Origin of the sequence: Pseudomonas brassicacearum, from assembly GCF_000585995.1 — a bacterium.
Classification (GTDB): Bacteria; Pseudomonadota; Gammaproteobacteria; order Pseudomonadales; family Pseudomonadaceae; genus Aquipseudomonas; species Aquipseudomonas brassicacearum_A.
The window spans coordinates 6478574-6493651 of record NZ_CP007410.1 but is presented as its reverse complement, the minus strand read 5'-3'; the positions used below and the strand labels follow the sequence as shown (position 1 = coordinate 6493651).

Here is a 15078-nt window from a genome sequence, read left to right as displayed (position 1 = left end):
TTCGTGGCGAGCAGGCGGGCTCCCGCTGGGTGGCGCGGCGGTTTTTCTGTAGGAATTTGTCGGCCTTTTTGGGGCTGCTGCGCAGCCCAGCGGGAGCAAGCTCCCTCACCACAGGGGGGCTCGGCGTTAGTTAGCACGCGTTCTTCTGTGGGTTACGGCATGCTCATCAAGGCCATTCTCAGGCGCTTGATCAGGTTCGGGGTCTTGAGGCAATCGGCCGGGCGTTTGTTACCCAGGGCGGGCACGGACTGTTCCAGCCACCAGAACCCTTCCTTGAGCCCTCTTTTTCCGTAGAGCACGACGGCCATGTCGAGGTTGCCATCCATGGCCTCGGCCAGCGCGCGGGCGTTGTCGTCGAGGTAGTCCTCTTCGTACAACCGTACGAACTGCTGCCAGTCGGCATCGCCGACGTATTCGTCTTCCAGTCCCATTTTAAAAACCTGCAAAGGAAATCAAGTTGCTGCCGGTCGGGTTTCGCGCCGACGGCGCCAGGATCCCATCATAACCATTAGCCTTGGCCCAGGCGCCGATTTGATGGGTCTGGGTGTATTTGTCGCCGGTAATGCTCTTGAGGGAAACCCCCAATTGCTTGCGCACATCGGCCCGGGTCAGGTCCAGGACGTTGTTGAGCTGCACTTTCTTGCTGACCAGCACCCGTGTGGAAAGGTCCACGCCCCAGTGATTGACTTCGCCCATGGCGGTCTTGCGTGAGTTGGCGCCATAGACGCCACCCAGCCCGGGGGCGGTGTAACGGTGCCTGGAGGCCACGTTCCATTTGTGCGCCGTCCAGGTCGTGCTGATCCGTCCGGGCTCTTCAAAACGATAAACCGTCCGGTTGACCTTGCGACCCTTGGGCGGGCTCGAGCATTTCATCAGCCCCAAAGGGTCGATCCAGCTCACCGGGTTCGGTGCGTATTGGTAGAGGTTCAGGCCCCCGGCCAGGCCGATGGGGTCCGGTGTGGTGAAGCGGCCGATGTCCGGGTCGTAGAAGCGCAGGGTGTTGTAGTGCAGCCCGGTTTCGCGGTCCAGGTATTGGCCCTGGAAACGCAGGTTCTGTTCTTCGACGTAGTACGGCTCACGCAACTCTTCGGCCGTGCTGCCCCACACCTGATACCGAGCCCGCCAGAGCGTGTGGCCGTCGGTTTCCGAAAGCTGTTCGGGTAGGCCGTTGGCGTCGTTGTGGTAGTAGCGGACCTTCTGGTGCTCACCCAGGCCATCGACTCTCGCCAGTGGGTCGTAGCCATCGTCGGCGTAGATGTAGAGGCTGGTCTGGCTGTCGCGGTGCTCCTGCAGCAGTTGCAGTGCATCCCAGGTAAAGCGGGTGCGGTTGAGCAATGTCCCGTGGCGGTCGTATTCAGCTTTCTCGATGCGCCGGCCCAGCGGGTCGTAGGTCATTTTCACGACCGAGCCGTTGTCGTTGCGAACTTCCGCCAGGCGTTGCTCGGCGTCGTAGCTAAAACGCTGGACGCCGTACCGGGTGCTGCGTTTCTCCACCATGCGGCCGAAGCCGTCATAGCGGTAGCGTTTGTCCTGATAGGTCAGCAGGCGGTTATGGGCGACTTGGCCCGTGCCCAGTCCGTCGAGCAGGTTGGCGGCCGGATCATAGGCGAAGCCTTCGCGCTGGCCCTGGAGGCTGTCCTGGCTGGCGAGGATGCGGCCGGTGGCGTCGTAATGCAGCAATTGACGATGAGAGGCATCGGGCTGGCTGTCGAAGCGTTCCACCAGTTGATCGCTGGTGTCGTAACCAAACAGCGATTGGGCGGCCGGCGGCAGCAAAGTGGACTGGCCTTGTTGCCGACGCTGGCGGGCACGCAGGCGACCGCTGCGGTCATATTCGCTGCGGGTGCTGAGGCGTCCCTGGGTACGCAGCACTTCGCGGTGCAGGCGATCACGCTCAAAGTCGCTGATGACCTGGCCGTCAAGGTTGATCTGGTGCAGGTGGCCGCTGCCGTAATGCAGGCGGTTCAGCCAGCGGCCGTCGGGGAGCTGGGTCTGGGTCAGGTTGCCCAGTTCGTCATAGCGATGTTCAAGGCTCCCGGCCCAGCTCTGCTCGGCAATCAGTTGTCCCAGGGCGTCATAGCTGAAGCCTACGCTTTGTTCTTCGCCGCTCTGGTGGGTGAAGGTAATGGCATTGACTTGGTCGAGCGCGTCATAACGGTACTCGGTGCGGCCGTCTTGCGTGACCTTGGCCACAAGCCGACCCATCGCATCGCGTTCCAGTTCATGGACGATCGGTGCTTGCGGCGAGAGGTCCAGGTCGGTGCTGCCGGGCACCGCGAGCGCTTCCACGCGGGTGACGTTGTCCAGCGGGTCGTAGGCATAGCGTTTCAGGCTGCCGTCCAGGCTGTGCTGGGCGATCAAGCGGTCGCCGGCGTCCCAGGCAAATCGGTAGCATTCGCCATTTTCGTTGGTCAGGGCCAGCAGACGTCCGTACTGGTCATAGCTCAGTTCCACCCGGCGACCGTGGGCGTCGGTGCGTACACGCAGTTGACCGTCCAGGGTGTGCTGGAAATGGGTGGTGTGCCCGGCCGGATCGTTATAGCCGATCAACTGGCCGCTGGCGTCGCGCTGGTAATGCTCGGCGCGGCCATCGGGCAGCTGTTTGCTCAGCAGCCGGCCTTGATCGTCATAAGTGAAACTGGTGCGTTCACCCAGGGCATCGGTGCTGCTGAGCAGCAGGCCGCGTTCGCAGTAACTCAACCGCGTGGTGTAGCCGGAGCAGTCGGTGTGTTCGCTGAGTTGACCCAGGGGCGTCCAGCGCATCGTTTTGCTTTTGCCGGTGGCGTCGATGACTTCAATCACCTGGCCGTGGGCGTCATGGCGATAGCGGGTGACGTTGCCCAGCGGGTCGGTTTCGCGGATGCGATTACCACGCGCGTCATAGCGGTATTGCCAGGTATTGCCCGCGGCATCGGTTTCAGCCAGGGGCAGGGACCAGTGTTCGAGCCACAGTGTCGACTCGCTGCGCCCGAGCGGGTCGAGGGTCTGGCAGAGGTTGCCCGCTTCGTCATAGCTGAATTGATGCTGTCCGCCGTTGGGGGCGGTGGCGCCCAGCAGCTGGCTTTCGTCGTTCCACTGGAAGCTCCAGGTGCGCCCCAGTGCGTCGGTGGCTTCAGTGATCTGATAGCGCGCATCCCAGCGTCGGCTGCTGATGCGATTCAAGCCGTCGGTGATGCGTGTGGTTCCGGCGGCCAAGTCGTAGTCGAAGGTGTAGGTGTCGCCCGCGTCAGTCCAGTGGCGGACCACGCGCCATTCCTGATCCTCGATCAAGGCCCATTCATAGAAACAGCGCAGTCCGGTGGGCAGTTGGTGCTCCACCATTCGCCGCCCGGCGTCGTAGGCATAGCGACGTTTCACCTGGCCGTTGGACTGACGCACCTGCGCCAGATCGCCCTGGACGTCGTAGCCATAGTGCATCAGCACTTCCCGGCGTTGATCGGCGTAGAGGCGTTCGATGCGGCTGATTCGTTGTGGCCAACGTTCGTCATACGCCAGTTCGATGCGGGTCAGGTCGAAGGTGTCCCGCAGCTGGACCAGGCGTGCGGCTTCGTCGTAGTCGAGGTAGATGCGGTTGTCGTTGCGGTCACCGAGTTGGCTCAGGCGCAGCCGCGATGCATGGCCGGGTGTTGGTGCAAACAGCCGGTACAGGCCGTCCGCGCTTTCGATCAGCAGCTCACCATTGGCATGGCGCCGCACACTGAGACCTTCACCGGCGCTGAACACGGCGCCGCCCAAGGGAATCGAGCCCATGTCGATGCGTCGGCCCTGTTCGTCGGTGTAGACCAGTGTTTCGCCGCCCTCGGGATGGGGCAGGATTTCGACACACACCTCATAGGGCACACTCCAACCGGCGCCGAATAACCCATCGCGGCGTTCATCGCGGCTGTTGTAGAAGCGCTGCCAATCGATCGGCAAGATGCCGGGCAGCACGAAGTCCATCTCCTCGACATCCCCCAGCACCTTGGCGCCGGTAGCGGCATGCACAGGATTGGACGAGCCCATGACTGCGTTGGCGGCGGCCCCCATCGCGCTGCTGACCGCCATCGACGCCGCGCCACCGACCAGCATGCACGGCAGGTTACTGAGGAATTTGCCCTTGCCGCCCTTGAGCATCAGCAGCGCGGTGACCGCCAGGCCCACGCCCGGGGTCTTGCCGCTGCGGATCTCGCGCACCACCACCGAACCGCCGCCGATGGTCACGTTTGGGGAGATCAGTCCGGCCGATACCACCGTCGCATCGCAGGTGCTACGGTCGCCGCTGCGCACGGCGGGCTGGCCGTTGATGGTGACCTTGTCCGAGCCTTCGGCCAGGAACTGCGGCGGCATCGGCGGGTGTTTCATGCAGACGATCATGTCCAGCGGCTTGGGCACGGCGCCGGGGGCAGGCGTGGCGACGGTGGGGCGCCACATCTGCGAGAAGAAATTTTCGGCCATGTCCAGGTAGCTGGGCTCGGCTTCCGGCTCGGGCGCCTCAAGCTCGGTGCCGGCCGGGGCGACATGGGATTCAATCGCCCCGGCGGCGCGGGCCGCGGGGATGTTGTTGGTGAGGGTGTTGGTGGAGCCGGTGAGGATGTTGGCCTGCACCGTGGGCGGAAAGAGGGCGTTGCCGATGCCCTCGCATAAATTACTTAAACCTTTGTCGGCTCCGGTCTTGCTCATGGCCAGGCCGACAATGGTGCCGACCACCAGGCCAAGCACGACGCAGCCCAAGCCGCCGGTGACGACAGTGATGCCAGTGGCGGCTACGACGGCAGCGGTGGCCACGGCGGTGATCGCGATATTCGCCGCCACCTCCAGCACGCCGCCAAGGATGTCGGCCATCATCGAGGTGTGGTTGAGTGCATCGCCCAGGCGGGCCGCCCAGAGCGCGTCAGACATGTAGGTTACTCATCAAGCCGGAGCGTCGAACGACAGCGAGCCCTTGATCGTCGCCCAATGCGCAGCCTCGGCGTCACCGAGTTTTTCCGCTTTCACGTAGCTCAGGGCGAGCATCTTGCGGGTGCCTGGCAACACCAGGGCCAACTGGAACTGGAAGACCTTTTCGTTACCCTTGTTGAACTGGCTGCGCAGCTCGATGGCTTCGACTTCCTGGTGGGCGCCCACGTGCACGGTAGCGCCCGGTTGGCAGCGCAAGTCCTGGACCTGTTTTTCCAGGCGCTTGAGCTGGTCGTCGAGGTTGCTTTGCAGGGTTTCGCCCTCGGCCAGCAAGCTGCGGCTGACGATCAGCGAAGTGCCCAGTTCGGGGAACTTGAGGATGTTGATCGTCGCGTCGAGCAATTCGCTTTCTGGCAGCTGGAACTGGAATTCATTGAGGCGGTAAGTCATGGCGCATAAATCTCGAGGTTAGCCCTTGGGCGTCGGGAACGCGGCGTTGATGTTGGCGTCGATGCTGCCCTTGACGCCTTGGCCGTCCGGCGTGGCACCGGGGCCGCCGCCGTTGTTCAAGTGCAGCACGCCGCCCGTGTTGAACTCGGCGTCGCCGCTGGCATAGAAGCTGATTTGCACGCCGCTCAGGTTGATCTGGCCGCTGGCGTTGAGCTCCAGGATGCTTTCGCCGCACACCAGGCGCAGGTTCTCGCCCACTTCAATGACGTAGCTCTGGCTGATGCTGTCGGTCTTGCGCTGGCCCACCGACAGGATGTCCTCCTGCTTGACGATGCGCAGGCGGTTGTTGCCGATGGTCACCGTCTCGTTGTGGCCAATGCTCTTGTTACGGTCGTGGCCCACCGAATGGCTCTCATCCACCTCGACCACGATGTCCTGGTTGCGCTCGGCGTGGATGTACAGCTGCTCGGCACCCTTTTTGTCTTCCATGCGGATTTCGTTGAAATTCGCCGGCGTGCCGCCCTTGCTCGAACGGCTCTTCATGCCGCTCTGGGTCGCGTTGGCGGGCAAGTCGTAGGGCACGGTCTGCTCGGCGTTGTAGACGCGACCGGTGACGATCGGCCGGTCCGGGTCGCCTTCGAGGAAGCTCACGATCACTTCCTGGCCAATGCGCGGGATCTGCATCGAGCCCCAGTTTTTCCCGGCCCAAGCCTGGGACACGCGAATCCAGCACGAGCTGTTTTCGTTGGACTGGTCGTGACGGTCCCAATAGAAATGCACCTTCACCCGGCCGAACTGATCGGTCCAGATTTCCTCGCCTTTCGGGCCGACCACCAGCGCAGTCTGCGGGCCTTTGACGATGGGGCGGTGGGTGATGGGCAACGGGCGATAGCTTTGCTGGGCGTCGATGCAGGTCAGGCTGCTTTCGAACTGGGCCGACGGCGCGCCGCCGCTGGTTTCGCCGCTTTCCTGGGAAATGTAATAGCGCGCCCCGACGATCAGGTATTCGCGATTCTGGTCCTGGCGGCTGAAGCCGGTGAGGCTGAACAGATGCCCCGAACCGAGGCCCCGGGCGTTGCCGGCCAGCTCGACCTGCTCGTGCTGGGTCTGCAAGGCTTCGATGCGGGTGCGGGCGTAGTGTTCGCCGTCTTGGCTCTGCACGTAGGTGCCAGGGTAGTCATACAACGGATAGTCGCCAGCGGCGTGTGGGCGAGGCATGGCCGAGCGCACATCGATGCGTGCGCTGGGGCGCTGGAAGTCGTAGTCGTTAAGCTCCAGCGAACCCGGCTGGACTTCCTGGGCCAGGTGCCAGTCGTGAATGTGATCACGTTCGCGCTGCTGCTCATTCTTCGGGTAGTAGGGCACCGAGTCGTAGCCGGGCGCCGTGGTGTGGGCGCCGTAGGCGTCGGCCAGCACCAGCACATGACGACCCTGCTCGTGACGGAAGAAGTAGTAGATGCCTTCCTGTTCCATCAGCCGGCTGACGAAATCGAAGCTGGTTTCGCGATACTGCACGCAGTACTCCCACTCGCGGTAGGAGCGGCTCAAGGCGTCTTCGAAATCGGAAAAGCCCAGGTCGCGGAACACCTGCTTGATGATCTGCGGGATGGTCAGGTTCTGGAAAATCCGGCAGTCGGAAGTGCGGGTCAGCAGCCAGAACCATGGGCGCAACGTGGCCTGGTAACTGGCGAACTGGCCCTGGTCGACGTTCTGGCTGCAGCGGGCCACGATGCCATGGAAGTAGCGCTCGCCACCGCCGTCCAATTGCACGCTCACGCACATGGGTTTGCCGAGCAGTTGGTTGAGGTCGATGGCGTTGTCCAGCGAATGCAGCTGCAGCTCATAGTTGAACAGCCGCCCCAGCTCTTCGCCGCCACCCATGTCTTTGAGCAACAGCACCTCGGGGCCCAGGGGGCTGGTGATCTTGGCCAGGCGTGAGGCTTGGTTGAATAACATCAGTTATCTCATCGTTGTAATGGCTGCGCCGCTGATTCCCTGAAGAAACCGGATCCACTGTGGGAGCGGGCTTGCTCGCGAAAGCGGTGTGTCAGCCAACATCAATGTCACTGACAGATTGCCTTCGCGAGCAAGCCCGCTCCCACATTTGATCCGGTTCCTGTCAGATCAGGCCGCGTCGCTGAAATCGTACTGCAATTCGTTATCCACGGCGCTGATCCGCACGCCCGCCAGTGCCTTGCCTTCGAGCATGCGGGTCAGGAACTCGCGGCTCATGTCCGGCAGCAGGCTGTTGGTCAGGATGGTGTCGATCATGCGCCCGCCACTTTCGGTTTCGGTGCAGCGCGAGACGATCAGGTCGATCACCGCGTCGTCGTAGTCGAACGCCACTTTGTGGGTGCTCTCCACGCGTTTCTTGATGCGGTTGAGTTGCAGGCGGGTGATGGCCTTGAGCATCTCGTCGCTGAGCGGATAGTACGGAATCGTCACCAGGCGACCCAGCAGGGCCGGTGGGAAAATTTCCAGCAGCGGCTGGCGCAGGGCCTTGGCGATTTCTTCCGGCTCCGGCACGTTCTGCGGGTCTTTGCAGACCTGGGCAATCAGCTCGGTGCCAGCGTTGGTGGTCAGCAGGATCAAGGTGTTCTTGAAGTCGATTACCCGGCCTTCGCCGTCCTCCATCACGCCCTTGTCGAACACTTGGAAGAAGATTTCATGCACGTCCGGGTGGGCTTTTTCCACCTCGTCCAGCAGCACCACGCTGTACGGTTTGCGCCGCACGGCTTCGGTCAACACGCCGCCTTCGCCATAGCCGATGTAACCCGGTGGCGCACCCTTGAGGGTGGACACGGTGTGGGCTTCCTGGAACTCGCTCATGTTGATGGTGATGACGTTCTGCTCGCCGCCGTACATGGCTTCGGCCAGGGCCAGGGCAGTTTCGGTCTTGCCCACGCCGGAGGTGCCGGCGAGCATGAACACACCAATCGGCTTGCTCGGGTTGTCGAGGCCGGCGCGGGAGGTCTGGATCCGCTTGGCGATCATTTGCAGGGCATGGTCCTGGCCGATGATGCGTTTTTTCAGGTGCTGGTCGAGGTTGAGCACGGTTTCCAGTTCGTTGCGGGCCATGCGGCCCACCGGGATACCGGTCCAGTCGGCGACCACCGAGGCCACGGCCTGGTAATCCACGGTCGGCAGGATCAGCGGGGTTTCGCCTTGCAGGGCCGTCAGGCGCTGTTGCAGGTCCACCAGTTTCTCGCGCAGGGCGTGGCTTTCGTTGTCGCACGCTTCGCTGGCGTCTTCGCTGTCTACCACGCCGACGCGCTCGCGCAAGGTGGCGCGGGTGGCGAGCAGTTCGTCCACCAGGGTTTTCTCTTCGGCCCAACGGCCTTCCAGCTCGGCCAAACGCTCGCGCTCGGCGCTCAGCAGGGTCTCGCTCTGGGTCTGGCGAGTGCCGATGGCGATGCCGATGGCATGCTCACGGGCGATGATTTGCAGCTCGGTTTCCAGCGCTTCGATGCGCCGACGGCTGTCGTCCACTTCGGCCGGCACGGCGTGCAGGCTGATGGCGACGCGGGCGCAGGCGGTGTCCAGCAGGCTCACGGATTTGTCCGGCAACTGGCGCGCGGGGATGTAGCGGTGGGACAGCTTGACCGAGGCTTCCAGGGCTTCGTCGAGGATCTGCACCTGGTGGTGTTTTTCCATGGTCGAGGCCACGCCGCGCATCATCAGCAGCGCCTTGTCTTCCGACGGCTCGGCCACTTGCACCACTTGGAAACGACGGGTCAGGGCCGGGTCTTTTTCGATGTGCTTCTTGTACTCGGCCCAGGTCGTGGCGGCCACGGTGCGCAAGGTGCCGCGGGCCAGGGCCGGTTTGAGCAGGTTGGCCGCGTCACCCGTGCCGGCGGCGCCACCGGCACCCACCAGGGTGTGGGCTTCGTCGATGAACAGGATGATCGGCTTGGGCGAGGCCTGGACGTCTTCGATGACCTGGCGCAGGCGCTGTTCGAATTCGCCCTTCATGCTCGCGCCGGCCTGCAACAGGCCCACGTCGAGGCTGCGCAGTTCCACGTCCTTGAGGGCCGGCGGCACGTCGCCGGCGACGATGCGCAGGGCAAAGCCTTCGACCACGGCGGTCTTGCCCACGCCGGCTTCACCGGTGAGGATCGGGTTGTTCTGCCGGCGGCGCATGAGGATGTCCACCAGTTGGCGGATCTCTTCGTCACGGCCGACGATCGGGTCGAGCTTGCCACTGCGGGCCTGCTCGGTGAGGTCGACGGTAAAGCGCTTGAGGGCTTCCTGCTTGCCCATGGCGCTGGGGGCCATGGCGCCGCTGGCTTCGCCCGGCACGGCGCCGGCATTGAAACCGTCGCTGGCGGTCAGGGCGTTTTCCGGCGAATCGCCGACGTATTCGTCAAAGCGCTCGCTCAGGGCTTCGACCTTGACCTTGTCGAACTCCGACGACAGGCCCAGCAAGGCGTGGCGCAGGCTCGGGGTCTTGAGAATGCCCAGTACCAGGTAACCGGTGCGCACCTGGCTTTCGCCGAACATCAGGCTGCCGTAGACCCAGCCGCGTTCCACCGCTTCTTCGACGTGGGAAGACAGGTCAGTGATCGACGTCGAACCCCGTGGCAGGCGGTCCAGGGCTTCAGTCAGGTCGCGGGCCAGGCGCGCCGGCTCAATGTTGAACTGGCGGATGATGCGGTGCAGGTCCGAGTCCTGCAGTTGCAGCAACTGATGAAACCAGTGGGCCAGTTCCACATAGGGGTTACCCCGCAGCTTGCAGAACACGGTGGCGGCTTCGATGGCTTTGTAGGCCACGCTGTTGAGTTTGCCGAACAACGCGGCGCGACTGATTTCACCCATGCTCATGGCTCCTTGAGGTCTGTGAGGTGTTGGCCTGTTCGGCGTAATGCCGGGCCAGTATTAGATCGTTGGCATCGGTTTCTGGGCGCCCCAGCCAGGTATTGAACCCCAGGCGGAAACGACCGTTGAGTTGTAGCGCCGGGACTTCGGGCTGCTCCAGGACCAGGTTCAGGTCCCAGTCCAGTTCATGACCCAGGTATTCGGCGACCCAGGCCACCAGCTCATTGAACGGTTGGCTGCCGGGCAACATGCCCATGTAGTCGACGAGCTTGAGCGGCCCCAGGCGAATGCGGAATTTGTGCTGGCGATCCCACACATAGCGGCCCAGGCAGAAGTCCACGCCCAGCCGGGCGTTGACACCGACGCGGCTGCGTTCCGGCAGTTCCAGCCATTGGCCGACGTATTCTTCGATCTCCACCGGCAGGCCGAAGTACTCGCCGAGAATCGCCTTCAAACCGTCCGGGTAGCGGGTTTGTGCTGCCAGGTGGCCGCTGTAGTGCAGTTTCGCCGTGTCGGGGATCAGCCCCTGTTTGAGCAGGCTCGGCATGCCCCGGCCGCTGAGGGCGGCCAGGCGCGCCGACCAGTAGTCATCGTCCGGGCGGTCATGGCTGATCGTCGGCCGCGCTTCGGCCCAGGCCCGATAAAACAGGCTGAGCAAGCGGTGGTGAAACACATCGAGAAAGCGTTTGCTGGTGCTGTCGCCGTTGTTGCGCTGGCGTTCACGTACGTATTCGGTGATGTGCAGCGGCATCGGGCCGTTGGGGCCGCCGAGGCCGAAGAAGAACTGCTCCAGGCGTGCCGGTGCACCGTCGATGCCCGGTTGCACCGAGGCCAGGGTCGCCGGAGCGAAGGTGCAATCGGCCTGTTGTCCGAGGCGCAGCGGGTCATCGGCCAGGCGCAGGGAATGGCCCAGGCGCGGCAGCCCGGGGGATTCGCACTCGATGCGCCGCAGCGCCTGGAAGAAGTCGTATTCCCAGGGCTCCTGGTGCATCGCGTCCAGGGTACTCACAGGGTCGGACGACGTCCGGGCTTGGCTTTCCATCGCATGATCTCGCCGCGTTCGGTGGTACGGATCACCGTCTCGGTAAAACTGTTGATTGACACGTAGCGTGCCAGGAAGCGCTCGAACACCGCACCGAGCAGGAACACGCCGGTGCCGCGAAACGCGTTTTCATCGAATTCCAGGGTGATTTCCAGGCCCCGGCCAAACACGATCGGGCCGGGCATCGGCAAGCGCCGGGTGCAGGCTTTGCTGCTGACTTCCCGCAGGCCTTCGATCTGCAATTGCAGCGCCGCGTCGTTGCTGTCGCCATACAGGCGCAGCAGTTCACGCAGGGCGGCGGCGCCCTGGCCTTGCTCGCTGAGGGACAAGTAATTCAGCGAGAGCTGGCTGATCAGGCGCCAGGCCTTGGCGTCGTGGGCATGGCTGGCCCGTGGCCGACTCGGCCCGGCCACGCAGCGCACCGCGCCAACCGGGGCACTGTCGGCCAGGGTGAAGTCGGTCTTGCCGTTGCCCACGCTCATGAACAGCGGCAGGTCGCGGTTGGTGCACAACGCCGTCACGCCCAGTTGGCGCAGGTCATGGCGATAGGGCGCCTGCTGGCTGTCCACCAGGCTGACGAAGGTTTCGCTGCCGATGTAGGTCGAGCGCGGGCCGTTACGGCGCTGGTCGCTGGACAATACCCGCGGCTCACGCCGTACGGTGTAGTAGGCCAGGTCGCGCCCGTAGCGGGAGGGATCGCGCACGGCATAGAACGGCAGGAAGGGTTGCTCGGGCCCGGTGCCATGGCCGGTGAGGCCGGTCAGCGAATGCACTTCGAAATCCATCGGCCGGGTGCGGTCGGCGATCACATGGTGTTCGTTGACCCGTTCCGACAAATGAATACGATCCAGGCGCTTGGGAAACAGGTTGATGGCCGGGGTGCAGAACGGCAGGAATTGCGCGGCACCGACACTGCCTTCCAGGCTCGGGTCGTGACGGTCGAACAGCACGATCAGCTCCAGCTCCTGGCCAGCGCAGCGCTTGACCGCCCGGCTCAGTTGAGTGAAGTCGACAAACAGGAAACGGTGGGGCAGGGCGAAGTATTCCTGCAACAGGCGATAGCCCTGGAAGGCCCGCGGCACCACCGGCAGCGCGGCGTCGGCATCATCGAAGCCGCGCGAGCGCAGTGCGTCTTGTGGCAGGCGTTCCACCCAATTGCCGCCGGGTTGGCGGGCGAACACCGCGCAAGCGTTGCTCAGCAGTTGTTCGTAGAGGCGGAAGGGCTGCTCGTCGGCACCGCTGAGGTACAGCGGCAGATTGTCCAGGGCCAGGCTGCTGAACGGCAGTTCGGCACCGGTGCGCAGGGTCAGGCGCAGGCCGGCCTTGGCCTTGGGCTCACTGGCGGCCAGGCGTCCGAGCACGGCGGAGGGGTTGCCAAAGTACTCGGCCTGGCTGACCTGCAACGGCCACAACGTCACCTCGTGGGCGGTGCGGTACTCGCAACAGGTCTGGCTTTCCCGCCCGAGGGCGGCCCGCAGGATCGTGTCCCGGGGCAGCGGGAAACCGCTGCTCAACGAGCCCTCGTCGGGATCGGCCTGCATTTGCACCACGGTCATCGACGGCGTGGGCGCCAGGTAATGGGGGTAGGCGATTTCCAGCAGGTTGTGGGTGAAGGTCGGGTATTCGGCATCGAGCTTGAGCTGCACTCGCGCCGTCAGGTAGGCGAACCCTTCCAGCAAACGCTCGACGTAGGGGTCGGCGCAGTCCATGCCGGACAACGACAGCCGACTGGCGATCTTGGGGTATTCCTTGGCGAACTCCGCCGCGCTTTCGCGCACATGGTGCAGTTCCTGGTTGTACAGCTCCAGCAGGCGCGGGTTCATGAGCGTCTCCGCTGGTCGGCATTGACCACGCGCACATGCCCGGACTCCAGGTCCAGGTCGGTTTGCAGCATCAGGCGCAGCGGCACGGGCTGGGCCCACAGATCGCCTTCGATTTCGAAACTCAAGGCGTTGTGGTTCATCTCGGCTGTCGCCCGGGCGCGCACGCGCAGGGTGTGGCGCAGGATCCGCGGTTCGAACGTGGCGATGGCCTGGTGGATCAGTGTTTCCAGGGCCGAGACATCGACGTTCGACGCGCTGTTGCCGGCCAATGCGGGCAGGCCGAAATTCACCACCGACGTGCCCGCCGGGGTGTGCAACGTGGCATCGGCGCCAAGCAACGACGTGGTGTTGAGCAGCCACGCCAGGTCACGCAGCACCGAGGCTTTCAATTGGGTCAGGGACAGCACGCGTTTGTCGGCGCTTTCCTTGGGATTGGTCGGATCGTCGTCAGTCAACCGGTCCAGCAGGGACGGTTGCAGGCGATCGCGGGCGGCGATTTCGGTTACCACGTGAATGGTGCCACGTACATTTTCTGGTCCCAGTGGCCAGGCCCGCAGGCGGCGAACTGACTGACGTCCGCGACTTCCATTGCTCCCTTTATCTGGCGCACCGCCTGGAGTTTGGTCAGGCAGTCGCGGCTGGGCGCGGGCATGTGTTCGCTGCGTTCAACGGCGAAGATCGGAACCTGGTTGAAGATCTCCACTCGCAATTGCTTGTCCGGACCCAAGCTGAACTGGCAAGGCCATTCCATATCGAGCGGCAGCCGGCTCTGGTCAGGTTTGACAAGCGTGCAGCGACCTTGATCGTTGGTCAGGCTCACCGGCTGCCCGACGAACATCGCCTGGGTCGGCGCCGCCGTGGCGGCTGTGTCCTGTCCGGCGCATGCACTCAGGCTGACGAGGCTTGCTGTCAGCGCTGAAAAGAACAAGGGACTGCGCATCACACAAGCTCCCAGAACCAAATGGCTTTTGAACGCGAGAACAGGTCGCCGCTTTTGGTCAAACCGCGATTCCACAGGTCGATATGGTCCCCGGTAGGGCGGCCGGCAGTGTCGCTACTTTGCTGGTAGCAGTCTTTGAAGAAGATGATTCCGGTCTTGCCCATCAGTGTTGTGCGGTCTGCCACGCTGGTGGTGTAGACCTTCGGCGGGCCGAGGCGGTTCTTCTTCCATAGCCAGTTGGCCAATGACTCCGCGCCGCGGGCGTGTCCATGGGCGCATTTGGGATCCAGCGTATAAGTCGATGAGTTGACCGGAAAGGTCTTTTCCCCGCACAAGGCGATGCTCATACGAATAGCGCACTGGTTGATATAGGGACCGTCGCAAGCCGGATTGGCGGACGGGTAGGGCGGATAGCTGTTCCACAAATTGACAAACGAAGGCTTGGCCATGACTCAGACACCGAAAGGGAAAAGATTGGATTCGAGCAAGCACCAAACACCCCCGGCGCGTGGCACCGGGGGTGTGTTCGATTACACCTTGACGTTCTGACGGATGTTCCAGCCGAACTTGACCGGACCGCCTTCCTTGGTGCCGTCGGCTTTCTGTGGCTGGTAGTCCACCAGCACCTTGGCGAAGTTCAGGGTGACGTTTTCAGTCAGGCGATCATCGCCACCCGAGCCACCGGTGCTCAGGGAAGTGACCAGCACTTCTTCCAGGTTGATGATCATGTACTCGACCTGGCTTTCACCGCCGGCCTTGCGCACGGTCAGCTTGACCTTGTCGATGTGCTTGCCGCTGGCGCAGTGCATCATCAGGTTCGGCGAAGCCTTGTCGACGAACTTGGTCAGCGACAGGTCCTGGACGTTGACCTTGCCGGCACCACCGCCGCTGCCCACGTGCATGTTGCCGGACTGGGACATGCCCCAGCTCCAGTTCAGGACGTCGATCTCGTCCTTGTGGGCCTTGTCCATGGACTCGCCCTTGATGTCGCCAATCTTGATGAAAATATCAACAGCCATGTTTTCTCCCTGTGTGGTTTCTAACCACATTGTTTGGTTGACGCTGACCTTGCGAAATCTGTGAACTCAATGAAGATCTCCTGTGGACCACCCTGTGGCGAGGGAGCTTGCTCC

The 15078-nt window shown here is 63.3% G+C and carries 11 protein-coding genes; all 11 read right to left on the bottom strand.

The window, feature by feature from the left end; all coding sequences use genetic code 11:
- Nucleotides 1–152: 152 nt before the first annotated feature.
- Nucleotides 153–431: a hypothetical protein gene (locus CD58_RS28055; RefSeq protein ID WP_025216175.1), complete on the bottom strand. Its 279-nt coding sequence runs from the start codon at nt 429–431 to the stop codon at nt 153–155.
- Nucleotide 432: 1 nt separating this feature from the next.
- The gene (locus CD58_RS28050) at nt 433–4878 is read right to left on the bottom strand and encodes an RHS repeat-associated core domain-containing protein (protein WP_025216174.1); all 4446 of its coding nucleotides are present in this window, start codon (nt 4876–4878) and stop codon (nt 433–435) included.
- Between the two features lie 12 nt (nt 4879–4890).
- Complete coding sequence (locus CD58_RS28045) at nt 4891–5325, bottom strand: DcrB-related protein (RefSeq protein WP_025216173.1); 435 nt, start codon at nt 5323–5325, stop codon at nt 4891–4893.
- 18 nt (nt 5326–5343) lie between these two features.
- Nucleotides 5344–7281, bottom strand: coding sequence for a type VI secretion system tip protein TssI/VgrG (gene tssI, locus CD58_RS28040; RefSeq protein ID WP_025216172.1), 1938 nt, complete (start codon nt 7279–7281; stop codon nt 5344–5346).
- A gap of 168 nt (nt 7282–7449) precedes the next feature.
- The gene (tssH, locus tag CD58_RS28035; RefSeq protein ID WP_025216171.1) at nt 7450–10140 is read right to left on the bottom strand and encodes a type VI secretion system ATPase TssH; all 2691 of its coding nucleotides are present in this window, start codon (nt 10138–10140) and stop codon (nt 7450–7452) included.
- Nucleotides 10133–11182 carry a type VI secretion system baseplate subunit TssG gene (tssG, locus tag CD58_RS28030; protein ID WP_025216170.1) on the bottom strand — a complete coding sequence of 350 codons (1050 nt, stop codon included), beginning with the start codon at nt 11180–11182 and terminating at the stop codon, nt 10133–10135. Before tssG ends, tssH begins: the two co-directional genes overlap by 8 nt.
- On the bottom strand, nt 11146–13005 hold the full coding sequence (tssF, locus tag CD58_RS28025; RefSeq protein ID WP_025216169.1) for a type VI secretion system baseplate subunit TssF: 1860 nt from the start codon (nt 13003–13005) through the stop codon (nt 11146–11148). Before tssF ends, tssG begins: the two co-directional genes overlap by 37 nt.
- Nucleotides 13002–13514: a type VI secretion system baseplate subunit TssE gene (tssE, locus tag CD58_RS28020; RefSeq protein ID WP_025216168.1), complete on the bottom strand. Its 513-nt coding sequence runs from the start codon at nt 13512–13514 to the stop codon at nt 13002–13004. Before tssE ends, tssF begins: the two co-directional genes overlap by 4 nt.
- Nucleotides 13508–13945 carry a hypothetical protein gene (locus tag CD58_RS28015; protein ID WP_025216167.1) on the bottom strand — a complete coding sequence of 146 codons (438 nt, stop codon included), beginning with the start codon at nt 13943–13945 and terminating at the stop codon, nt 13508–13510. Before CD58_RS28015 ends, tssE begins: the two co-directional genes overlap by 7 nt.
- The gene (locus tag CD58_RS28010; RefSeq protein WP_025216166.1) at nt 13945–14394 is read right to left on the bottom strand and encodes a type VI secretion system amidase effector protein Tae4; all 450 of its coding nucleotides are present in this window, start codon (nt 14392–14394) and stop codon (nt 13945–13947) included. The genes CD58_RS28015 and CD58_RS28010 overlap by 1 nt, the downstream gene beginning before the upstream one ends.
- Before the next feature lie 81 nt (nt 14395–14475).
- Entirely contained in the window at nt 14476–14964 is a 489-nt protein-coding gene (locus tag CD58_RS28005) for an Hcp family type VI secretion system effector (RefSeq protein ID WP_025216165.1), read from the bottom strand.
- Nucleotides 14965–15078 lie beyond the last annotated feature (114 nt).